Origin of the sequence: Leptothrix discophora, from assembly GCF_030705305.1 — a bacterium.
In the GTDB taxonomy this organism is placed as follows: domain Bacteria; phylum Pseudomonadota; class Gammaproteobacteria; order Burkholderiales; family Burkholderiaceae_C; genus Sphaerotilus; species Sphaerotilus discophorus.
On record NZ_JAUZEE010000015.1, the window covers coordinates 33,682 to 53,551 of the forward strand.

Annotated in this window: 22 protein-coding genes; 10 read left to right on the plus strand and 12 right to left on the minus strand. The window is 72.9% G+C overall.

What is annotated here, in order from left to right; all coding sequences use genetic code 11:
* Positions 1-3: 3 nt before the first annotated feature.
* The 3 genes from Q8X39_RS19310 to Q8X39_RS19320 all read right to left on the minus strand — a co-directional run bounded on the left by Q8X39_RS19310 (position 4) and on the right by Q8X39_RS19320 (position 1,286).
* The gene (locus Q8X39_RS19310) at positions 4-249 is read right to left on the minus strand and encodes a hypothetical protein (RefSeq protein WP_305751331.1); all 246 of its coding nucleotides are present in this window, start codon (positions 247-249) and stop codon (positions 4-6) included.
* A gap of 10 nt (positions 250-259) precedes the next feature.
* On the minus strand, positions 260-394 hold the full coding sequence (locus Q8X39_RS19315) for a hypothetical protein (RefSeq protein ID WP_305751332.1): 135 nt from the start codon (positions 392-394) through the stop codon (positions 260-262).
* A 166-nt stretch (positions 395-560) separates the two neighbouring features.
* The gene (locus Q8X39_RS19320; protein ID WP_305751333.1) at positions 561-1,286 is read right to left on the minus strand and encodes a Crp/Fnr family transcriptional regulator; all 726 of its coding nucleotides are present in this window, start codon (positions 1,284-1,286) and stop codon (positions 561-563) included.
* Between the two features lie 194 nt (positions 1,287-1,480).
* Here Q8X39_RS19320 and Q8X39_RS19325 point away from each other — a divergent pair, with 194 nt between their 5' ends.
* From Q8X39_RS19325 to Q8X39_RS19340, 4 genes are read left to right on the plus strand one after another with little or no spacing between them, the layout of a single operon-like run.
* A complete protein-coding gene (locus tag Q8X39_RS19325) occupies positions 1,481-2,941 on the plus strand; it encodes a class II fumarate hydratase (RefSeq protein WP_305751334.1) in 1,461 nt (486 codons plus the stop codon).
* Positions 2,938-3,228, plus strand: a complete 291-nt coding sequence (locus Q8X39_RS19330) for a hypothetical protein (protein ID WP_305751335.1) — start codon at positions 2,938-2,940, stop codon at positions 3,226-3,228. The genes Q8X39_RS19325 and Q8X39_RS19330 overlap by 4 nt, the downstream gene beginning before the upstream one ends.
* Positions 3,229-3,241: 13 nt before the next feature.
* A complete protein-coding gene (locus Q8X39_RS19335; RefSeq protein ID WP_305751336.1) occupies positions 3,242-3,997 on the plus strand; it encodes a GGDEF domain-containing protein in 756 nt (251 codons plus the stop codon).
* Entirely contained in the window at positions 3,975-4,346 is a 372-nt protein-coding gene (locus Q8X39_RS19340) for a DUF1840 domain-containing protein (RefSeq protein WP_305751337.1), read from the plus strand. The genes Q8X39_RS19335 and Q8X39_RS19340 overlap by 23 nt, the downstream gene beginning before the upstream one ends.
* Here Q8X39_RS19340 and acnA read toward each other — a convergent pair.
* Positions 4,337-7,141, minus strand: a complete 2,805-nt coding sequence (gene acnA, locus Q8X39_RS19345) for an aconitate hydratase AcnA (RefSeq protein ID WP_305751338.1) — start codon at positions 7,139-7,141, stop codon at positions 4,337-4,339. The genes Q8X39_RS19340 and acnA overlap by 10 nt on opposite strands.
* A 67-nt stretch (positions 7,142-7,208) precedes the next feature.
* Positions 7,209-7,544, minus strand: a complete 336-nt coding sequence (locus Q8X39_RS19350) for a BON domain-containing protein (protein WP_305751339.1) — start codon at positions 7,542-7,544, stop codon at positions 7,209-7,211.
* 279 nt (positions 7,545-7,823) lie between these two features.
* Between Q8X39_RS19350 and Q8X39_RS19355 the strand changes: the two genes are divergently transcribed.
* The 4 genes from Q8X39_RS19355 to Q8X39_RS19370 are packed head-to-tail and all read left to right on the plus strand — an operon-like array spanning position 7,824 to position 9,806.
* Positions 7,824-8,222 (plus strand): hypothetical protein, encoded by a 399-nt coding sequence (locus Q8X39_RS19355; RefSeq protein ID WP_305751340.1) that lies wholly within the window; start codon positions 7,824-7,826, stop codon positions 8,220-8,222.
* Between the two features lie 2 nt (positions 8,223-8,224).
* A complete protein-coding gene (locus Q8X39_RS19360; RefSeq protein ID WP_305751341.1) occupies positions 8,225-8,635 on the plus strand; it encodes a hypothetical protein in 411 nt (136 codons plus the stop codon).
* Positions 8,632-9,132, plus strand: coding sequence for a hypothetical protein (locus Q8X39_RS19365; protein WP_305751342.1), 501 nt, complete (start codon positions 8,632-8,634; stop codon positions 9,130-9,132). The genes Q8X39_RS19360 and Q8X39_RS19365 overlap by 4 nt, the downstream gene beginning before the upstream one ends.
* Before the next feature lie 56 nt (positions 9,133-9,188).
* Positions 9,189-9,806 carry a diguanylate cyclase domain-containing protein gene (locus tag Q8X39_RS19370; protein ID WP_305751343.1) on the plus strand — a complete coding sequence of 206 codons (618 nt, stop codon included), beginning with the start codon at positions 9,189-9,191 and terminating at the stop codon, positions 9,804-9,806.
* Positions 9,807-9,828: 22 nt separating this feature from the next.
* On the opposite strand, the gene Q8X39_RS19375 is transcribed toward Q8X39_RS19370, so the two are convergent.
* On the minus strand, positions 9,829-11,142 hold the full coding sequence (locus Q8X39_RS19375) for an OmpA family protein (RefSeq protein WP_305751344.1): 1,314 nt from the start codon (positions 11,140-11,142) through the stop codon (positions 9,829-9,831).
* Positions 11,143-11,242: 100 nt separating this feature from the next.
* Here Q8X39_RS19375 and Q8X39_RS19380 point away from each other — a divergent pair, with 100 nt between their 5' ends.
* Entirely contained in the window at positions 11,243-12,325 is a 1,083-nt protein-coding gene (locus Q8X39_RS19380) for an AI-2E family transporter (RefSeq protein WP_305751345.1), read from the plus strand.
* Here Q8X39_RS19380 and Q8X39_RS19385 read toward each other — a convergent pair.
* The 5 genes from Q8X39_RS19385 to Q8X39_RS19405 form a co-directional block, all read right to left on the minus strand.
* On the minus strand, positions 12,303-13,007 hold the full coding sequence (locus tag Q8X39_RS19385) for a response regulator (protein ID WP_305751346.1): 705 nt from the start codon (positions 13,005-13,007) through the stop codon (positions 12,303-12,305). The genes Q8X39_RS19380 and Q8X39_RS19385 overlap by 23 nt on opposite strands.
* Positions 13,008-13,038: 31 nt before the next feature.
* A complete protein-coding gene (locus Q8X39_RS19390) occupies positions 13,039-13,197 on the minus strand; it encodes a DUF3309 family protein (protein WP_305751347.1) in 159 nt (52 codons plus the stop codon).
* Positions 13,194-14,009: a Crp/Fnr family transcriptional regulator gene (locus Q8X39_RS19395; RefSeq protein ID WP_305751348.1), complete on the minus strand. Its 816-nt coding sequence runs from the start codon at positions 14,007-14,009 to the stop codon at positions 13,194-13,196. The genes Q8X39_RS19390 and Q8X39_RS19395 overlap by 4 nt, the downstream gene beginning before the upstream one ends.
* 113 nt (positions 14,010-14,122) lie before the next feature.
* Positions 14,123-14,842 (minus strand): Crp/Fnr family transcriptional regulator, encoded by a 720-nt coding sequence (locus tag Q8X39_RS19400; protein ID WP_305751349.1) that lies wholly within the window; start codon positions 14,840-14,842, stop codon positions 14,123-14,125.
* 163 nt (positions 14,843-15,005) lie between these two features.
* Complete coding sequence (locus tag Q8X39_RS19405; protein ID WP_305751350.1) at positions 15,006-15,902, minus strand: VirK/YbjX family protein; 897 nt, start codon at positions 15,900-15,902, stop codon at positions 15,006-15,008.
* Positions 15,903-16,218: 316 nt separating this feature from the next.
* Between Q8X39_RS19405 and Q8X39_RS19410 the strand changes: the two genes are divergently transcribed.
* Positions 16,219-18,021 (plus strand): cellulase family glycosylhydrolase, encoded by a 1,803-nt coding sequence (locus tag Q8X39_RS19410; RefSeq protein WP_305751351.1) that lies wholly within the window; start codon positions 16,219-16,221, stop codon positions 18,019-18,021.
* Positions 18,022-18,061: 40 nt separating this feature from the next.
* Here Q8X39_RS19410 and Q8X39_RS19415 read toward each other — a convergent pair whose 3' ends face one another.
* Positions 18,062-19,810: a WecB/TagA/CpsF family glycosyltransferase gene (locus Q8X39_RS19415; protein ID WP_305751352.1), complete on the minus strand. Its 1,749-nt coding sequence runs from the start codon at positions 19,808-19,810 to the stop codon at positions 18,062-18,064.
* Between the last annotated feature and the right edge of the window lie 60 nt (positions 19,811-19,870).

The following is a 19,870-nucleotide window of genomic DNA, read 5'->3' on the forward strand; positions in this document are numbered from 1 at the left end:
CGCTCAGGACGCGAGCGGCAACAGCAGCAGCGCCAGCGCGATCAGCGTGATCAGGCTGGTGATGACATGCCCGGCCGCATAGGCGGCGAGGTCGCGCATCGCGCCCTGGAGGCTGGCCCAGCGGCCGGTCAGGTGGGCGCAGACACGCAGGTGCTCGCCGAGCGCCTGCAGCTCCTTGGGCGTGGTGCTGCCGTCGTCGCCAAAGGAGGCGGTGCTCCAGGTGGGCTGGTGGGGAGGAGATGCCGTCATGGCCACGTCCTCAGCGCCGGCCCTTGACGCGCTCGGCCGGCGCGTGCATCACCACCGGCGCGGTCGCCGCTGGCGTGGCCGACCGGGCCGGGGCTTCCTTCCTGGGCTTCTTCGCTTCCTTGTTGCCACGTTGGGACTTGGACATCGGGACCTCCTGGGCTCGGGTGCGTGGATCGGTGGCCCGGAGCGGGTGTCGCCGTGGGCATCGGCCGTTGCGGGCCGACACCGGTGCCGACACGGCCCCGGAGCCACCGTTCTACGTGGCCGGGCGTGGCCTGTCGGTGCGGTGTCGCACACGCGGGTCGCCCGGCTCAGGCGGTGAGCGGGGTGGCCGGCAGCAGGCGTTCGTATTCGCGCCGCACCACGCGGTAGCACTCGCAGCTGCGCTGCTCCAGGCCCGGCCGGTCCAGCACCGTGATGTGGCCGCGCCGGTAGCGGATCAGACCGGCGGCCTGCAGGCGCAGCGCGGCCTCGGTGACGCCCTCGCGGCGCACGCCCAGCGTGGTGGCGATCAGGTCCTGGGTCACGGCCAGCTCCATGCCATCGAGCCGGTCCAGGCTCAACAGCAGCCAGCGGCAAAGCTGCTGGTCGAGCGTGTGGTGGCGGTTGCAGACCGCCGTCTGCGCCATCTGCGTGATCGCGGCCTGGATGTAGCGCAGCACCAGGCCCATGACGGCGGGGGAGTGGTCGAAGGTTTCCTTCAGCACGGCGGCCGGCAGGCTGCAGGCCAGGCCGGGGCTGACCACCACCGCGCGGCAGGGGTTCGACACGCCGCCCATGAAGACGGCGATGCCGATCAGGCCCTCCCGGCCGACCTGCGCGATCTCGGTCGACGAGCCGTTGAGCAGCACCTGGCGCACCGAGACGACCGCGTGGCAGGGGAACACCACATGGGTCGGCGACTCGCCGGCTTCGTAGACCACCTGGCCCCGGAGCAGCTCGACGTGTTCGAGCCGATCCTGCCAGCGCAGGTGGTCGGACTCCGGCACGGCGGCAAGCAGCCGGTTGACGTGGCGGAGGTCATGCGGGACGGTCACGGGCTTCCTTGGGGCGGGGCGCGGTGGCGTGCGCTGCCGTACCGAGTGTGCGCGTCGCCGGCGAGGCCGGGCAGGCGTTGGCAGAGAAGACCGCGCGACTGTGGCGGGTCGTCCGTTCGGTGCGCTGCCGCACAGACAGGCCCGCTGGAAGGTGCTCAACATCCCGTACGGCAGATCCCCTGAGGCCCGATGCCATGACCGCCAAGCCCGACCGCCACGCCCAGGCCAGACCGGCCACCCGCATCGAGCACGACCCGATGGGTCCGATCGACGTCCCCGCCCTGGCGCTGTGGGGCGCGCAGACCGAGCGCAGCCGGCGCCACTTCGCCTTCGGCGAGCCGCGCATGCCGCTGGCGCTGATCCATGCCATGGCCGAGATCAAGCAGGCCGCCGCCCATGTCCATGCCCGGCTGGGCCTGCTGCCGCCCGAGCGTGCCGCCGCCATCGCCGAGGCCGCCGCGCGGGTGGCGCAGGGCGATGTCGACGAGGCCTTCCCGCTGTCGGTCTGGCAGACCGGCTCGGGCACGCAGAGCCACATGAACGTCAACGAGGTCATCGCCAACCTGGCCTCCGTGGCGCTGGGCGGTGGCATGGGCGAGGACCGCTGCGTTCACCCGAACGACGACGTCAACCGCGGCCAGTCCAGCAACGACGTCGTGCCGACCGCCATGCACCTGGCCGCGCTGCAGGCGGTGCGGCCGCTGCTGGCCGAGCTGGGCGAGCTGCGCCTGGCGCTGCGAGAGCGCGCGGCGGCCTGGCACGGCCTGGTCAAGGTCGGCCGCACCCACCTGCAGGATGCCGCGCCGGTCACGCTGGGGCAGGAATTCGGCGCCTATGCGAGCCAGCTCGACGGCGCCGAGGACACGATCCGCGCCAGCCTGCCGGCACTGCACCAGCTGGCCATCGGCGGCACGGCGGTCGGCACCGGGCTGAACACCCATCCGGACTTCGCCGTCGGCGTGGTCGCCGAGCTGTCGGCGCGCCATGCCACGACCTTTGCCGTCGCGGCCGACCGCCATGCGGCCATGTCCAGCCACGAACCGCTGGTGCGCCTGCATGCGGGCCTGCGGCAGCTGGCCATCGCGCTGACCAAGATCGGTCACGACATCCGCCTGATGGGCAGCGGCCCGCGCGCCGGACTGGGCGAGCTGCGCCTGCCGGCCAACGAACCCGGCAGCTCGATGATGCCGGGCAAGGTCAACCCGACCCAGGTCGAGGCGCTTTGCATGGTCTGTGCCCAGGTCATGGGCCATGACGTGGCCATCGGCATCGCCGCCAGCCAGGGCCAGTTCGAGCTGAACGCCTGCAAGCCGCTGATCGTGCATGACCTGCTCGACAGCCTGCGGCTGCTGGGCGCGGCGATGGGCAGCTTCCGGCGTCACTGCATCGCGGGCCTGCAGGCCGACGAGGCCCGCATCGGCGCGCTGGTCGCACATTCGCTGATGGGCGTGACCGCGCTGGTGCCGCATGTCGGCCACGACCGCGCGGCGGCCATCGCCCGCCATGCCGTGGCGCAGGGCCTGAGCCTGGGCGAGGCGGCCCTCGCCGTGGCCGGTCTTGGCGCGGCGGAGCTTGCGGCCTGGACCGACCCGGCCCGGTCAGTGTGGCCTGCCGCACCGACGCCGCTGCCGCCACGAGGTCCACTTTCGCCATGAACCCGAACCTGGCATCCCACGTCCGCGGCACCCGCCGCCCGACTCTCGATCTCGAACGCGGCCCGGCCCTTGCCCGGGTGTTGTCCGGTGCCGCAGGCGACCTGACGCCGGCCGTCCACCAGGCCCGCCCGCCGGGCATGCACGACCTGGAGACGCTCGCGACCTGGCACATCTCGTGGCACCTGGGTCGCTACTGGTTCGGCCCCTTCTGCTTCGACGACCTGGCCGACGCCGTGCGCTACGCGCGTCAACAGCAGGCGCATGCCGTGCCTGAGGTCGATGACTGAAGGATGTTCCGGCATGTCGAACACGTCCTTCCCCGTCGGATCCGACCTGCCCGCCCTGGAAGGCCGGATCCACAGGCTGCTGCGCCGCGTGATCGAGCTGGAGCAGCTCAACGCCGAACTGCGCCGCCAGGCCCACCACGACCTGCTGACCGGCCTGCCCAATCGCCGCCTGCTGGCCGACCGCCTCAGCGTCGGCATGGCCAGGGCCCGGCGCAGCCGCCATCCGCTGGCGGTGTGCTGCCTGGACCTCGACGGCTTCAAGCTCATCAACGACACCCACGGCCATGCGGCCGGCGACGTCCTGCTGGTGACGCTGGCACGCCGGCTCGAACAGGTCGTGCGGGCCGAGGAGACCGTCGCGCGGGTCGGCGGCGACGAGTTCGTGCTGCTGCTGGACCTTGACCTGCCCACCGACCTCGATCCGGTGCTGCGGCGCGTGCTGGCCGCCGTGCACGCGCCGGTCGACCTCGGCGGCCAGGCCGTGCAGGTCGCGGCCAGCGTCGGCCATGTGCTCTATCCCGCCGCGATGGACGACGGCGTCGACGCCGACACGCTGCTGCGCCTGGCCGACCAGGCCATGTACCACGCCAAGCGCGAGGGACAGTCCCTGTCGCGACCCGCGCCGCTGTCTACCCCGGCGCCGGCGCCGTCGGCACCGTCGGCCAGCCCCCGCACCCGTTCCCAGCCCCCTCCGGAGGTGTTCCATGCTGTATCTCTTCAAGTCGCCGGTGACGGCCGAGGTCCTGATGACGTCCGCCGCAGCGGCTGAACTCCTGCACCTGATCGGCAAGGACAGCGCGCCCCAGGGCATCGTCATCGCCGAGGACCTGCCTGCGGCGATCCATGCGCTGGAACAGGCCATCGGCCGCGACGATGCCGAGCGCCTGCGCATCGCCGCGGCCGACCGTCCGGGCGAGGCCGGCTCCGACGACGCCGTCGACGACACGGCCGACCGTGCCGCGACGTCCGGTTCCGACGACGAGCCCGTCAGCCTGCGTCGCCGTGCCTGGCCGCTGCTGGACCAGCTGCGCCAGTCCTCGCGCCACGGTGTCCCGGTGGTCTGGGAGACCCGCACGCTGCCCTCGGCCGTGCCGCTGCGGGCGGCGGGCTATGTGTAGGTGCCGACCCGTGGCCGCTCGGCGGCCGCCGCTGCGCGGCCGGCCAGGCGCTGCCGCAGCAGGCGCGGCAGGATGCCGCCGTGGCGCAGGCAGTCGGCTTCCAGGGCGGTTTCCACCATCAGCCGCAGGGGCTGGACCTGGAAGGTGCCATCGGCGCGGCGCACCCGCAGGCGCCATTCGCGGTTGGGGGCGTCGCCGGCTTCCAGCTCGGGCAGGTCGAAGGTCTCGTCGCCCTGCAGCCGCAGGTCCTGGACCCGGTCACGGCCGATGAACTGCAGCGGCAGCACGCCCATGCCGATCAGGTTGGCCCGGTGGATGCGCTCGAAGCTGCGCGCGATGACCGCGCGCACGCCCAGCAGCCGCGTGCCCTTGGCGGCCCAGTCGCGGCTGGAGCCGCTGCCGTAGTCCTCGCCGGCGAAGACCAGCAGCGGCACGCCTTCGAGCCGGTAGGCCTCGGCGACGTCGAAGATGGACCCGTGCCGGCCATCGGGCTGGTGGATCGAGCGGGCACCGTCGGACGGCCGGTCGGCCGGGCCACCGGCCAGCAGCAGGTTGCGCAGCCGCACGTTGGCGAAGGTGCCGCGTCGCATCACCTCGTGCTGGCCGCGTCGCGCGCCGTAGCTGTTGAAGGCCTGTTCCGACACGCCCTGGGCCAGCAGCCACAGGCCGGCCGGCGAGTCGGCCGGGATGTTGCCGGCCGGGCTGATGTGGTCGGTGGTGACCGAGTCGCCCAGCACCGCCAGCGCCCGCGCGGCGCGGATCGGCGTCAGCGCCGGCAGCGTCGCGGTGATGCCGTCCAGGAAGGGTGGCCGGGCGATGTAGGTCGAGCCCGGCTCCCAGGCAAAGCGCGGGCCGGCGCTCACGCGGATGCGCTCCCAGGCCGACCCGGTGGCGCTGCGTTCGGCAGGCTCATCGCCTGAGCCTGCCGGGCCATCGGTCGGCTCGTAGCGCTGGCGGTAGGCCTGCGGCTGGCAGGCCAGGCTGCGCAGGGCCTCGACCTGGGCGGGCGTGGGCCACAGCTCGTGCAGCCAGACCGGCCGCCCGGACAGGTCCAGGCCCAGCGGCTCGGACCTCAGGTCGATGCCAATGCGGCCGGCCAGCGCAAAGGCGACCACCAGCGGCGGACTCATCAGGAAGTTGGCCTTCAGGGCCGGGTGGATGCGGGCCTCGAAGTTGCGGTTGCCCGACAGCACCGCGACACCGACCAGGTCATGCGCCGCGATCAGCGGCTCCACCCCCGCCGTCAGCGGGCCGGCGTTGCCGATGCAGGTGGTGCAGCCATAGGCCACGACGCGAAAGCCCAGCCGTTCCAGCGGCTCGATCAGGCCGGCGCGCGAGAGGTAGTCGGTGACCACACGCGAGCCCGGCGCCAGCGAGGTCTTGACGTGCGCGGCCACGCGCAGCCCACGGGCCAGTGCCTGGCGGGCCAGCAGGCCGGCGGTCAGCATCACGTCGGGGTTGGCGGTGTTGGTGCAGGAGGTGATGGCCGCGATCAGCACGTCGCCGTCGCCGACCGTGGTGGCCGCGTCGACGGCATCGGGCAGCCGATGGCGTGCGCCGGACTGCTCAGGCGTGCGGGCCTGGCCGTCGTCCTCGGCGGCGGCGGCGAGGTGGGCGGCGAAGGCGGCCGGCAGGTCGGCCAGCTCGATGCGGTCCTGCGGCCGGCGCGGACCCGCGACGCAGGGCGCGACCGTGGCCAGGTCGATCTCCAGCACGCGGCTGTAGTCGATCGCGCCGGGGCGCGGCATGCCCCAGATCTGCTGGGCCTGGAAGTAGCGCCGGTAGGCATCGACCGCCGCCGCGCTGCGGCCGGTGTCGGCCAGGTAGTTCGCGGCCACCTCGTCGGGCGGGAAGTAGCCGACGGTGGCGCCGTATTCCGGCGCCATGTTGGCCAGCGTGGCGCGGTCGGGCAGGCTGAGCGCGGCGGCACCCTCGCCGTGGAACTCGACGAACTGCGCCACCACGCCGAAGCGGCGCAGCCGCTCGGTCACCAGCAGCACCAGGTCGGTGGCGGTCACGCCGGCACGCAGCCGGCCGTGCAGGTGGACGCCGACCACGTCAGGGGTCAGCAGGGCGATGGGCTGGCCCATCATGCAGGCCTCGGCCTCGATGCCGCCGACACCCCAGCCCAGCACGCCCAGCGCGTTGACCATGGTGGTGTGCGAGTCGGTGCCGACCAGCGTGTCGGGCAGCAGCAGGTCGCCGTGGCGGGCCACGCCGGGGGCCAGGTGTTCCAGGTTGACCTGGTGCACGATGCCCTGGCCCGGCGGCACCACGCGCAGGCCGCGGAAGGCCTGCTGGCCCCACTTGATGAAGCGGTAGCGCTCGCCGTTGCGGTTGAACTCCAGCCGCATGTTCAGGTCCAGCGCATCGCGCTCGCGGTGGTGGTCGACCTGCACCGAATGGTCGATCACCAGGTCGACCGGCACACGCGGCTCGATCGAGGCGGCGTCCAGTCCGGCCTCTGCCGCCGCGTCGCGCAGCGCGGCCAGGTCGCACAGCAGCGGCACGCCGGTGTAGTCCTGCAGCAGCACGCGCGCCACGATGAAGGGGATGTCGTCCCGGCGCGGCGCGTTGGGTCGCCAGTCGGCCAGGCGGTGGACCTGCTGCTCGCTCACCTGCTGGCCGTCGACATGGCGCAGCAGCGACTCCAGCACGATGCGAAGGCACACCGGCAGGCGCTCGACCCGACCGATGCCCAGGCCGGCCAGCGCGGGCAGGGCATGCCAGCGCGCATGGCTGCCGTCGGCCAGTCTCAGGGTCCTCAGGGTGTCGAGGGGCGTCAGCTTGGACATGGCCGTCTCCGGTGGATCGGGGGACGGCGCCCGCCGGCCGGCTCGGTCGGCGGGCGCCGGGCAGGGCTCACTTCAGCCGCATGTCGTTGCTGACCGAGCGCACGCCGGTGACGCCGCGTGCCAGCACGGTCGCGCGGTCGATGTCGGCCTGGCTGCCGACGAAGCCGCTGAGCTGGACCTTGCCCTTGAAGGTCTCGACGTTGATCTCGGCCGACTTCAGGCCCGGTTCGGCCAGCACGGCCGACTTGACCTTGGTGGTGATGACGGTGTCGTCGACGTATTCGCCGGTGCCTTCGGAGCGCGGCGTGCCGGCGCAGGCGCCCAGCAGCGCGAGCGCCAGCGTGGCAGCGGCGAGTCGCCAGGACGACGGGTGCGTGGGGGTGGTGAACGGGGTGCGTGTCATGGTGGTCCTTCGGTGACTGTTGACCGTCGCAGGCAGGTCGGCGCGACGGGGTCCGGCGGATCCGGCCAGGGCCAGTCTCCGGGCCGCGCCCCGGCTTGTCGGTGCGCCAGGACACGCACCCGCGACCGGACGTGCGCCGCCAGCGTGCGCTGGCGCACCGACGCGGCGGGCCTGGCGGACCAGCATCGCGGGCAAGTCCGGAGCCCTCCGGCCCGCGCGTGCGATCGGCCGGAACACCGGCTTCGCACCCGTCACGTCTCCCCCCACGAAAGCCCCGCCATGTCCTCCGTCCCGTCGTCCTCCGCACACGCGTCCACGTACGCCTCCGACCACACCGACGCCCTCGTCGACGGTGCGGCCCGCCTGGGCACCCAGGCCGTCCACCGCGCCGGCGAGGCGGTCGACGAGGCCGTCGATGCGCTCAACCACCGCATCGCCAGCGGCCGTGCACGCGTGCGTCCGGCCCTGCATGAACTCGCCGGCGGTCTGGAGGACCTGGCCCACGAGCGCCTCGACGCCGTGCGCGAGCGGGCCCGCAGCGCGCGGCTGGCCGGTGCCGGCTACATCCGCGAGCGGCCGCTGCCGTCGCTGCTGATGGCCGCCTCGGCCGGCGCCGCGCTGGTGCTGATCGGCGGCTGGCTGCTGCGCCCGCATGGCAACGACCGCCGCGATCGCTGAGCATGGGCTGGCGCCTGTCCTGGCTCCGGTTGCTGTTGAGGCAGCCCGACCTGCTGTTCGATCACCTGGGCGCGCACGGCGCCTTGCTGGCCGTCGACGCGAAGCAGCTGGCGCAGGCGCTGGAGCGCCGGCTGTGGCTCACGCTGCTGTCCGGCCTGCTGCTGGGCTGCGGCATCGTGCTGGCCGGCATGGCCGCGATGCTGTGGCTGCTGCGGGGCGCACCGGCCGAGCCCGGCCTGCCCGTGGTCCTCGGGCTGCTGGCCGTGCCGCTGCTGCCGTGGCTGGGCGCGGCCTGGGCCTGGCGGGCCGCGCGACGCGCGGCGACGCTGCCGGCGTTCGAGAACGTCCGCGCCCAGCTCGCCGCGGACGTGTCGGCCTGTCGGGCACTCGATCCCACCGGAGCGGGCCGATGAGCGCCGCTTCAGCCAGCGCGCGCGAACGCGCCATCGCCCGGCTGGCCGCGAGCCGGTTGAGGCTGGCCTGTGCGCTGGCTGCCGGGCTGGCCCGGGAGGCCGATGGGCCGTCGGCGGCAGCGCCGCCGGCATCGGCTCCCGCCGCAGCCGGGATCGATGAAAGCCTCGATGCCATCGAGGCCGTCATTGCGCAGGCCATGCGCTGCGACAGCGTCCAGCAGTGGCTGGCCGAACGGCGCGGCTGGCTGCGGCGTCGCCCCTGGCAGGCCGCCGGTGCGGCGGCGCTGTTGGGTGCCTGCCTCGCGCCCATCCTCCTTCGGCGTTCCGGCCGGCAGCCGTGGGACGGGCTGGCCGCGTTCGCCTCGCTGTCGATCTGGGCCCGCTGGCTGGACCGCCTGTGGCGTGCCGCACCGCCGGCCTCGTCCTGCCGCGACCTGGTGGCCGACGACGAGCCGTTCAAGCGCACCACCGGCGCCAGTCCCGGCGTCTTCCGTTGAACGTGCGACCCCGGCCGCTCCCGCGGCTGTCCCTGCTGACCGCCCAGAACAACCCCATGCCGTTTTCCCCCGACCTGAACCCGCCCGACCCGAACCCGCCCAGCCTGTTCGATCTGGCCTGCGCCGATGCCCTGACCGTGCATGCCAGGGGCCCGCGCGTGTTCGCGCTGTTGCACATCGGCGCCATCGGCCCGGCGTTGCCCTCGGCTGGCAGGGGCTCGCCGGCGGACGTGGCCGAGGCCGCGGCCGCGGCCGTGGCACCGGAGGCGTCGGCGGCCGCGCTGATCGAGCGCCGCATCGCCCTGGTGATCCGGGCGGGCGACGTGGTCTGCCGGCAGGGCCCGCAGGACGTCGTCTGCCTCGTCACGCAGCTGCGCGATTCGGCCGAGGCGCATGCGATCGCCCGGCTGCTGATGCGCTCGATGGCGCTGTGCCCGTCGGTGCAGCCCAGCATCGGCATCGCGCTGTTCCCACGCGACGGCGACGCCACGTCGTCCTTGCGCGACCATGCGGCGGCGGCGCTTGAACATGCCCGGCGCTCGCAGCTGGGCATCGCCGCGGTCGTCGGTCCGACGCGTGACCCGGCCGCTTCCACGACGCAGGCCCGCCGCGAGGACGGGCCCGGCGCCTGGTCGTCGCCGGCCCCGACGGCCCGGACCCATGGCCTGGCCTGAAGGCCGGGGCCGCCATCACGTCTCAGCGCGTGCCGGTCACGCCGATCTGGACCCGACGGTCCGGCTGCAGGCAGTCGACCAGCGCCGGCGTCTGGCGCTCGCCGATGCAGTCGCCGCGCTGGGTCACCGGGGTGTCCTCGCTGCGGCCTCGGGACTCGATGCGGGCCGGGTCGATGCGGGCACGGGTCACCAGGAAGCTCTTGACCGAGTCGGCCCGGCGTTGCGACAGCGCCTGGTTGTGGGCCTCGGTGCCGAGCCGGTCGGCGTAGCCGTCGACCTGGATGGCCTCGTAGTTCAGGCCCTCGATGTCGCGCGCGAAGGTCGTCAGCCCGGTCTTGCCGCTGTCAGGCAGTTCAGACTGGTCGAAGCCGAAGGTGGCGGTGGTGGCGTGGCTGGACGGGCGCATGGCGGCGCTGCGGTCGGCGTTCGTGGTCTCGGTGGCGGCGATCGGTGCGGGCGCCGGTGCCGCACGCGGTTCAGCGACCGGCTCGACGATCGGCGCGGCGATCGGCGCGGCGACCACCGCAGCCGGCACATCGCCGGTGGCGGCGGGCGCGGCCGTCGCGGGTCCGGCGCCCGGGGCTTCGGCCGCGATGGCTTGGTCGGGGGTCATGCCACCACCCATGCCGCCACCCATGCCGCCACCCATGTGCCCTTCACCAGCCGCCATGCGCTCGCGGCGCTCCTCGCGCGAGGACATGCGCGAGTCCGAGCCCCCGAACGGGAAGACCGCGCTGACCGAGATCATGTCCATGTTGCCGCGCGAGCCCATGCCGGTGTTCATGCGGTAGCGCTCGTACTCGGTGCGCATCAGGAAGTTCTGGCCGAAGGCGTACTGCAGGCCGGCGCCGACCTTGACGTTGCCCTCGCGCTGGCTGGGCGTCGGGGTGGCCACCGGCGCGGTGCCGGTGTAGCTGTTGCGGACCTTGGCATAGGTGCCGCCGATGCGACCGAGCAGCGCCAGCCGATCGCCCAGCGGCAGGGTGCCGACCAGGTCGAGGCTCGCGCCCTGCATCTTGGTCTTGCCCTCCAGCGTGTCGCCGGCGGTCGTGCCCGAGGTGAACGAGAAGTTGCCGAGGTCGAAGTAGGCCGCCTCCAGGGCCCAGCCGCCGCCCAGCTGCCGACCGCCGAAGACGCGGTAGCCGGTGTGTCGTCGATCGGCGCTCAGGCCGGTTGCGGTGGAGGCACCACCCAGGGCGGTGTCGGCCATCGATTGCTCGTTGAGGTGGGAGCGGGTCTGGCCGACCGCGAGGCCGCCATACCACGGGCTCATCGATTGAGCCACCGCCGGAGCGGTCAGGCAGGGGGCCAGGACGGCCAGCGTCATCAGTTTCATGGAAAGGTTGCGTGTCATGGGTTTCTTTCGATGTAGGAAGCCGGCTTGTACGGCCGGTGAACCGGGCCGTCTGTGCGCTGGCGATCAGAGCGACGGACCGGTGCTGACCGTGCTGGGGCTGCTGGCGCTGCTGGGCGTGGGCTGGATCGCCCGGCCGCTGTACGGGCCCATCCTGTGGGGCTGCGTGATCGGGCTGCTGTTCACGCCCTTGCAGCGGCGCATCCTGCGGTCCCTGGGCGATGCGCGGCCCTGGCCCGGCCTGGCGGCGCTGCTGGCCCTGCTGGTCGCCGTGCTGGTGGTGCTGCTGCCGCTGGCCCTGTTGTCGGTCGCGCTGGTCGGGCAGGCCTGGCAGCTCTACGGGCGCATCGAGAGCGGGGCCTGGCAGCCGCTGCATCTGTTGCAGGCCGCCTTTGGTGCGGCGCCGCCGTGGCTGCTCGGCCTGCTGGCGCGGCTGGGCCTGGGCGACGTGGCCACGGTGCTGGGCCAGGTCAACGCCGGCATCGTCGGCGCGTCGCGCTACCTGGCCACGCAGGCCTTCGGCATCGGCCAGAACACGCTGGGTGCGCTCGCCTCGGGCGGCATCGCGCTCTACCTCGCCTTCTTCGTGCTGCGCGATGGCGCGGCCTTCAACGCCGCGCTGCAACGCGCCATGCCGCTGGCCCCGCCGCAGGCCCACCTGCTGGCGGACCGGGCGGCGCTGGTGGTGCGGGCGACCGTCAAGGGCTACCTGGTGGTCGCCTCGGTGCAGGGCCTGCTGGGCGGGCTGGCCTTCGCGGTGCTGGCCATCGATTCGGCGGTGCTGTGGGGCGCGGCGATGGCCGCGCTGTCGCTGGTGCCGCTGGTCGGCGCGGCGCTGGTCTGGGGGCCTGTGGCCGTCTACCTGATGGCCACCGGCAGCGTGGTCGAGGGCGTGGCGCTGCTGCTCTGGGGCCTGCTCGCGGTGGGGCTGGTCGACAACCTGCTGCGCCCGCGCCTGATCGGCCATGACACACGGCTGCCCGACTGGGCGGTGCTGGTGAGCACGCTCGGCGGCCTGTCGGTGTTCGGCCTGAACGGCCTGCTGCTCGGCCCGGCCATCGCGGCGATGGCGCTGACGGTCTGGCAGATGCTGCCGCTGCGGCCAGCGCCCGAGCCCGAGCCCGAGCCCGGTTCTCCGGCGCTCACTGCAGCAGACCCGCCTTGAGCGCGTAGTAGGTCAGCTCGCTGTTTGAGGCCAGCGCCATCTTCTCCATCACGCGGGTGCGGTAGGTGCTGACGGTCTTGGCGCTGAGTGACAGGCTTTCGGCCATGCCGCCGACGGTGTCGCCGCGGGCCAGGTGCAGGAAGACCTGCAGCTCACGGCGCGAGAGCTGCTCGTGCGGCGCGCGCTCGCGGTGGCGGTCCAGCGCATCGACGAGTTCCTCGGCCGCCTCGGCGCCGACGTAGTGGCGGCCGCGGTGCACGGCCCGCACCGCCTGCACGATCTCCTCGGTGGCGCAGCCCTTGTCGAGGTAGCCGCTGGCGCCCTGGCGCATCAGCGCGACGGCATGGTGGCGGGCCGGTGCGCCGCTGAAGACCAGCACCGGCAGCGCGGGTGCGCGGCGCCGGATCGCGCCGAGCGCGTCGGCCCCGCTGAGCACCGGCATGCACACGTCGAGCAGCAGCACGTCCAGGCCGCCTTCGCGCACCCGGTCGATGGCCTCGCGGCCGTCGCAGGCCTCGGCGACCACGACCAGGTCGGGCTCGGCCGACAGGCAGGTCCGCAGGCCCAGCCGCACGACCGGATGGCCGTCGGCGACGACGATGCGGATGCGGCCGGCCTCGTCGCCGTCGCCCTGGCAAGGGCCTTCGGCGTCGCTGTCGCGGTCCAGAGGCAGGGCGTTCATCGTGGGCGCGCCGGGCCGGCGTCAGGGGACATCAGAGGCGTCCGCTGATGACCAGCACCAGCACGATGACCAGCAGCAGGCCGATGCCGCCGCTCGGGCCGTAGCCCCAGGCATGGCTGTGCGGCCAGGACGGCAGCGCGCCGAAGAGGAACAGCAGCAGGACGATCAGGAGGATGGTGCCGAGGCTCATGGTGTGGACTCCGTGGGGTTGGTGGGCGTGAAGAAGGGCGTGATGGGTGGCGCGGCGGGTGACGAGGCGGGAAGCGTGGCGGGTGGCACGGCGGATGACGAGGCGTGTGCGGGCGCCGCATCGGCGACCAGCCGTTCGGCCGCGTAGCAGCTGCAGGCGATGCTCTCCAGCCCGCTGCGGTCGAGCACCTGCAGTTCGCCGCGGTGGTAGCGGATCAGGCCGCGCCGCTGCATCGCGGCGGCCGCGCGGGTCACGCCCACGCGTCGCACGCCCAGCATCCCGGCCATGAAGGCCTGGGTGACGTGCAGCGGCTCGCCTTCGGCGCGGTCCAGGCTCATCAGCAGCCAGCGCGCCAGGCGCTGGTCGATCGCGTGTTCATGCAGGCAGCCGGCCGATCGGGCGACCTGGGCCAGCAGGCTGCAGGCATAGCCGTCGAGCACCTGCCGCAGCGCCCGGCCGCGGTTCAGTTCGCGGCGCAGCGTCCGGGCATCGAGCCGCCAGGCCAGACCGGCGCCCTGCACCAGCGCGCGCATCGGCGCGATCGGCTGGCCCAGCATCAGCGGCACGCCCAGCATGCCTTCGCGGCCGACCATGCCGACCTCCAGCCCGGTGCCGCCCTGCACCTGCACCAGCAGCGAGATGAAGCCGCGGGTCGGGAAATGCACGTGGTCGAGCGTCTGGCCGACGTCGTTGAGGATGCGGCCGAAGCGCAGCTCGACCCGTTCGCAGCCGGCCAGCAGGCTGTCGCGGTCGGCCTCGGGCAGGGCGTCGAGCAGCTGGTTGTGGGGCAGGTCTTGGTCGGCAGGGGCCACGGTGTCGTCGTCTCGTCGTGGCCTGGCCGGCGGCCGTGCGTTCCACGCACCGAGCATGGGACTTGCCCGCCGCGCTGGCTGTACGCCAGCGCACACCGCTGGTGCAGCCTCGCCTACTTGGCGATGGCGTTGGGCAGCAGGCGGTCGTACTCGTGCTTGACGACGGCATAGCACTCGCAGGTGCGGGCTTCGAGGCCCGGCCGGTCGAGCACCTTGATGTGGCCGCGCGCATAGCGGATCAGGCCTTGCGCCTGCAGCTTCAGCGCGGCCTCGGTGACGCCCTCGCGGCGCACGCCGAGCATGTTGGCGATCAGCTCCTGCGTCATCACCAGGTCGGGGCCGTCGAGCCGGTCCAGGCTCAGCAGCAGCCAGCGGCAGAGCTGCTGGTCGAGCGTGTGGTGGCGGTTGCAGACGGCGGTCTGGGCCATCTGCGTGATCAGGGCCTGGGTGTAGCGCAGCAGCAGGTGCATGACCGGCAGCGACGAGTTGAACTCGACCTTCAGGTCGGCCGCGCGCATGCGCCACGCCTTGCCCGCGCTCTGCACGACCGCGCGGCTGGGCGTGGTCTCGCCGCCCATGAACAGCGAGATGCCGACGATGCCCTCGAAGCCGACCACGCCGATCTCGGCCGACGCGCCGTTCTCCATCACGTAGAGCAGCGAGACGATCGCGGTGGTCGGGAAGATGACGTGCGACATCCGCGCATCGGACTCCTGCACGACGGTGCCCAGCGGCAGGTCGATCTCTTCGAGCAGGGTCCGCCAGCGTGCCCAGTCTTCATCGGGCAGGGCGGCCAGCAGGTGGTTGTTGCGGGGTTCGGGTGGGCGGGTCATTGGATTCCCAGGTGCAGCGTAGGGAGAAATCGACCAGCGCAGGTGCCGTCGGAAGGCGCACGCGACCTGCCGTGCTCCCGTTCACTGTACGTGTGAAGCCGGGCTCCGATCTGTTCGACAGCGCACCAACCGTCATCTGCCGCGTGCCCGCCGGTGCGGCCGCTCAGGGCGTGCGCTGGCGCACCCCGTGGGCAATGTCCCGGGCCAGGGCGTCGAGCAGCTCGTAGCGGCGCCGGTAGAGCGCCCGCTTGCGAACCGGCACCTGGTCGGGGCTGCGCCGCACCGGGCAGCTCGCCAGCTCGAAGAAGCCCTCGGCGGTCTCGGTGCCGCCGGCGTCCTGCCAGGCCTCGTCGTAGCTCGCATGCACCTGGTCGCTGGCGGCGTAGTGGCGGTTGCTGCTGACGCGCTGGGCGTTGCCCACCGCCAGGATGCGCGCCACGCCCAGGCTGGTGCACAGCAGCCGGAAGGCGGTCAGCAGCAGGTCGCGCGGGCGCAGGCCGTGCAGCTGGTGGGTCAGGTGGCGGTAGCGTTCCAGCGCGGCCGGGTCATGCAGGCCCTGCAGCGCGCCGACGTAGGCCAGCAGTCCGGACGGCGCTGACGCAGCCAGCGGGGTCGCTTCGGACAGGCCCAGCGTGAAGGCGATCGAGTAGAGCGTGTCCTCGCCCTGGCACAGGTGCAGCGTGGACTCGCCCTCGTGCTCGAACTTGCCGGGCCGGTCCAGCCGCAGGTGCAGGCCCTCGGCGGTGCCTGCCAGCCAGGCCGGACCGGGCGCATGCAGCAGCGCGAGCGCACCGCGCATCAGGCTGTAGTGGGTGCGGATGACCTCGAGCCGGCGCTCCGGATGCCAGCCGCCATGCAGGTAGGGATGGACCACGCAGGTGACCAGGTAGGGCCGCGCGGCCAGCTCGCGCTGCAGCGCCGGGTTGCCGTCGTCGCCATACCAGCGGCGGAAGGTGTCGAGGTGGCGCAGGCAGCGCAGGAAGTGCGTCGCCACGCGCTGCGGACCGGGTGAGCCGGAGCCCGGTCGCGGGTGCCGTGCGGCATCCAGCAGGTGCAGCATCACCGGCCAGCGTCGTGCGCGCGAAGCATGTTCGACGGCGCACCCCGGCGTCTGTTCGGCAGCACACGCAACGACCGGCCGATTGGAGAATTCACTCGTGTTCATCGGTATTCCCGCGATCCGAGCCCTTACCGGGCGTTACCTCGTCCAGACGTTTTCCAGAGCCTGCTTGCCCTTCCAATGCGGGCCAGCGCACCGACGCGTGGCGCCGGCAACACCCCGCCGGCAGAACGTCCTGCCCGCCCCATCGAACGAGCGGACCGCAGGCCACGGACCGGGTCGATCGACCCTTCTCAGGAACAGACTTCCCATGCCCATGAACTTTCGTCAGACATGGACCCGCGGGTCCCTTCGAGCGATCTTCGCGACCCTCGTCGCGTGGCTGCTGGCCTGTGCCAGCCTGCCGGCCCAGGCGGTCGGCTACAGCACCCGCAACGGCCGCATCTACGACCCCGCCGGCGTGGAGATGCAGATCCGTGGCATCAGCCACTTCGGCTTCAACGCGGCCATCCTGCAGCCGCAGTACCTGTGGGCGATGGGCTGGAAGCAGCAGATCGCGCAGATCAAGAGCCTGGGCTTCAACGCCGTGCGGCTGCCCTTCGTGCCGGACACGCTCTACAACACCACGCCGGTCAACCAGTTGAGCTACATCGACGCCAGCCTCAACCCCGAGCTGATCGGCAAGACGCCGCTGCAGGCCATGGACCTGTGGATGGCCGAGGCCGAGCGCCAGGGCCTGTACGTGATGCTGGACTTCCACAGCGTCTCGAAGGTGCGCCAGTACCCGACCTGGTACGTCTCCAACCCAGCCGACTTCGGCCTGATCCACAACGGCCAGGCCTACCCGCAGGCCTATTGGCTGCGTGACCTGGCCTTCGTCGCCAGGCGCTACGCGGCGCTGCCGCACTTCTTCGCGATCGACATCTACAACGAGCCCAACGGCGTGGTGCGCTGGGCGGCGGGCGACGCCAACATGAGCAACCCGGCCAATTTCTGGAAGCCCAATGCCGAAGCCGCCGCTGCGGCGGTGCTGGCGGCCAACCCGTCGCTGCTGGTGTTCGTGCAGGGCATCAACGGCAACTTCGATGGCATCGAGGATTCCAGCCTGCCGATGAACTGGGGCGAGGACTTCCAGCCGCAGGCCAACCAGCCACTGGCCATCGCCGCCGGCAAGCTGGTGCTGACGCCGCACACCTACGGCCCGGACGTGTTCATGAAGTACACGTTCAGCGCGGCCAACTTCCCGGCCAACCTGCCGGCGCAGTGGGACCAGCTGTTCGGCCGCTTCGCCAGCCAGGTGCCGGTGGTGCTGGGCGAATGGGGCGGGCGCTACGGCAACGGCACCGGTGGCAGCAAGGACGTGACCTGGCAGAACGCGCTGGTCGACTACCTGATCGCCCGAAACATGCGCAGCACCTTCTACTGGTGCTACACGCCCAACAGCGGCGACAGCGGCGGCATCCTCGACGACTACCTCGCCGTGCGGACCGACAAGATGGCGCTGCTGCGCAAGCTGTGGGGCAGCCCGGCGACCACCGGCACGACAGCCCCGGCCACACCCACCGCACCGGGCACGACCCCCGCCCCCGCCCCCAACACCAACACCACCCTCGTCGCGCCCTCGATCGCCAGCTACTCGCCGGCGGTCGGCCCGGTCGGCACCGTGGTCACGATCAACGGCAAGGGCTTCACCGGTGCCAACGCGGCCTGGGCCGGCCTGGCCCACGATGCCGGCGTCAAGGTGATCAGCGACACGCAGGTGCAGGTCACCATCCCGGCCGGTGCGACCAGCGGCGCGATCGGCGTCTTCAACCCGGCCGGCGTGGCCTTCACCGCCACCGGCTTCAGCGTCAGCGGCGCGGCCATCGCCTGGCCGCAGCCGGGGATCATGAACTTCTCGCCGGCATCCGGGCCGGTCGGCACGGTGGTCACGGTCAACGGCTCGGGCTTCACCGGCGCCAACCTGGCCTGGGTCGGCAACGCCCACAACGGCAGCGTGCGCGTCATCAGCGACACGCAGGTGCAGGTGACCATCCCGGCCGGCGCGACCAGCGGCGCGATCGGCGTGTTCAACCCGAAGAACGTGGCCTTCACGGCGACCGCGTTCACGGTGCGCTGAACGTTGCACTGGGCGGTGCGCTGAACGGTGGGCGTCCATCTCAGGCCGCCCGGGCCGGCAGCACGGCCGCGACATGACCGGGCCGCTCGTCCGGCCAGGGTTCGGGCAAGGCGACGGTGCCCGGCGGCATGACCCGCTGGCGCAGCACGATGTCGGCATCCCGCAGCAGGCCGAAGACGCGCGGCCCGCGCACCAGGTAGCGGCCGGCCAGGCGGGTCGGCGACATCAGCAGGCGGTGCAGCCATTCCAGCCCGGCCCGGCCCATCCAGGCCGGCGCGCGGCGCTCGACGCCGGTCAGGAAGTCGATCGACGCGCCGATGCACAGGGCCAGGCCTCGGGCCCGGTCGCGTTGCTTCAGGCGCTGCGCGAGGATCTCCTGCTGCGGCGAACCCACCGCCAGCAGCGCGAAGCGGAAGGGGCTGTGGGCTTCGACGAAGCGCAGGCAGGCCTCGACCTGCGCCGGGTCGCGGATGAAGCCCATCGGCGGGTTGTGGTGGGCCAGCCGCGTCAGGCCGTGGCGCTGGCGCAGCAGCTCGGCCTGGGCCGGCGTCGCGCCGATCAGCACGATCGCATCGTCCGGGGCGATGACGCGCTCGAACAGCCGCGCCGTCAGGTCGCTGCCGGTGCAGACCGGCAGCCTCAGGTTCCGGGTCAGGCTCAGGATGTGAGCCACCACCCGGCTGTCGTTGAGGATGTGCGACGCGTCGGCATAGAGGGCGCGGAAGCCCGCGTCGTCGCGCAGCCGGATCAGGTGGTCGGCATTGGGCGTGACGACGTAGCCATAGCGGTGCTGGCCATGGGCGGCGGCCAGCGCGCTGAAGCTGTCGAGGTCATGGTCGTCGTAGCTGTAGGCCAGCGCCGGCCAGCGTTTCGGCGCGGCGCGGGGCAAGGACGGTTCGACCGCCACGGCACTCGGCACGCTCACCGGCATCAGGCGGATCGGCACGTGGTGGCCGACACGGCCGGTGGCGGCGGACCACGGCGCATGGTCCTCGACCGAGGTGCCGGGCGAACTGAGCGTGATCGGCGCCGACAGGGCCTGCAGGCGTTGCGTCAGCGCCCGCACCCGCCGTGCATGGCCGGGAGGCTGGCTCAGCACGACCCAGTCGATGTGGCGCTCGCGGCCCAGCCGCAGCAGCTGCGCGATGCTGCCGTCGACCGTGCGGCCGTGCGAGACCGGGCCGTCGTCGTAGACGCCCAGCACGTCGATGATGCGCGGCGACATCGCCCGCAGCCGTTCCACCAGTCGCTGCGCCGACGCCCCGGCGCCGACCACCGCGACGGTCTCGCTGAGTCGGCCATGGCGCAGCAGCAGGCGCGCCAGGCCGATGTAGGCCAGCCGGGCCAGCAGCGTCGTGGCCGTCACCGCCAGCATCAGCAGCACCAGCCAGGGCAGCAGGCGCTCGTCGGCCGGGTCGCGGGCACCCGCGCCGGTCCAGGCCAGCAGGCCCAGCAGCGCGGCCAGCAAGGCCAGCCGGATCAGGTGGGTGCCCAGCAGCGCGGCCAGGCCATCGGCCTCGCGGCCCAGGCTGGCGCGGCGGCCGAAGTGGCGGTCGAACAGCAGGAAGGGCGCGGCCATCGCGGCGGCCCAGACCAGCAGCGCGGCATCGCCCGGCACGGCCGGGCCGCGGCCGGGCACGAACCAGGCGGTGACCCACCAGCCGGCCAGCAGCACGGCCAGCGGGTCGAGCAACAGCAGGCCGTCGGCCCACATGGCGAAGGTGGCGCGCGAGCAGGTCCGGCGCGGGCGGGGCGGGGCGGCGGCGGGCGCCATCGTGAGGACGGGCATGGCAGGCTTCCGGAGGGCCGTCGCGGGTGGACGGCGGGTGGCGGTCCGCCAGGGCGCGCA

Bases quoted from the DNA above. Each gene is read 5' to 3' on its own strand.
- Q8X39_RS19390 (WP_305751347.1), bottom strand. From the start codon at position 13,197: ATGAGCCTCGGCACCATCCTCCTGATCGTCCTGCTGCTGTTCCTCTTC.
- Q8X39_RS19350 (WP_305751339.1), bottom strand. From the start codon at position 7,544: ATGACACGCACCCCGTTCACCACCCCCACGCACCCGTCGTCCTGGCGA.
- acnA (WP_305751338.1), bottom strand. From the start codon at position 7,141: ATGTCCAAGCTGACGCCCCTCGACACCCTGAGGACCCTGAGACTGGCC.
- Q8X39_RS19360 (WP_305751341.1), top strand. From the start codon at position 8,225: ATGGGCTGGCGCCTGTCCTGGCTCCGGTTGCTGTTGAGGCAGCCCGAC.
- Q8X39_RS19365 (WP_305751342.1), top strand. From the start codon at position 8,632: ATGAGCGCCGCTTCAGCCAGCGCGCGCGAACGCGCCATCGCCCGGCTG.
- Q8X39_RS19325 (WP_305751334.1), top strand. From the start codon at position 1,481: ATGACCGCCAAGCCCGACCGCCACGCCCAGGCCAGACCGGCCACCCGC.
- Q8X39_RS19410 (WP_305751351.1), top strand. From the start codon at position 16,219: ATGAACTTTCGTCAGACATGGACCCGCGGGTCCCTTCGAGCGATCTTC.
- Q8X39_RS19385 (WP_305751346.1), bottom strand. From the start codon at position 13,007: ATGAACGCCCTGCCTCTGGACCGCGACAGCGACGCCGAAGGCCCTTGC.
- Q8X39_RS19335 (WP_305751336.1), top strand. From the start codon at position 3,242: ATGTCGAACACGTCCTTCCCCGTCGGATCCGACCTGCCCGCCCTGGAA.
- Q8X39_RS19310 (WP_305751331.1), bottom strand. From the start codon at position 249: ATGACGGCATCTCCTCCCCACCAGCCCACCTGGAGCACCGCCTCCTTT.
- Q8X39_RS19330 (WP_305751335.1), top strand. From the start codon at position 2,938: ATGAACCCGAACCTGGCATCCCACGTCCGCGGCACCCGCCGCCCGACT.
- Q8X39_RS19415 (WP_305751352.1), bottom strand. From the start codon at position 19,810: ATGCCCGTCCTCACGATGGCGCCCGCCGCCGCCCCGCCCCGCCCGCGC.
- Q8X39_RS19405 (WP_305751350.1), bottom strand. From the start codon at position 15,902: ATGCTGCACCTGCTGGATGCCGCACGGCACCCGCGACCGGGCTCCGGC.
- Q8X39_RS19370 (WP_305751343.1), top strand. From the start codon at position 9,189: ATGCCGTTTTCCCCCGACCTGAACCCGCCCGACCCGAACCCGCCCAGC.
- Q8X39_RS19315 (WP_305751332.1), bottom strand. From the start codon at position 394: ATGTCCAAGTCCCAACGTGGCAACAAGGAAGCGAAGAAGCCCAGGAAG.
- Q8X39_RS19375 (WP_305751344.1), bottom strand. From the start codon at position 11,142: ATGAAACTGATGACGCTGGCCGTCCTGGCCCCCTGCCTGACCGCTCCG.
- Q8X39_RS19340 (WP_305751337.1), top strand. From the start codon at position 3,975: ATGACGTCCGCCGCAGCGGCTGAACTCCTGCACCTGATCGGCAAGGAC.
- Q8X39_RS19355 (WP_305751340.1), top strand. From the start codon at position 7,824: ATGTCCTCCGTCCCGTCGTCCTCCGCACACGCGTCCACGTACGCCTCC.
- Q8X39_RS19400 (WP_305751349.1), bottom strand. From the start codon at position 14,842: ATGACCCGCCCACCCGAACCCCGCAACAACCACCTGCTGGCCGCCCTG.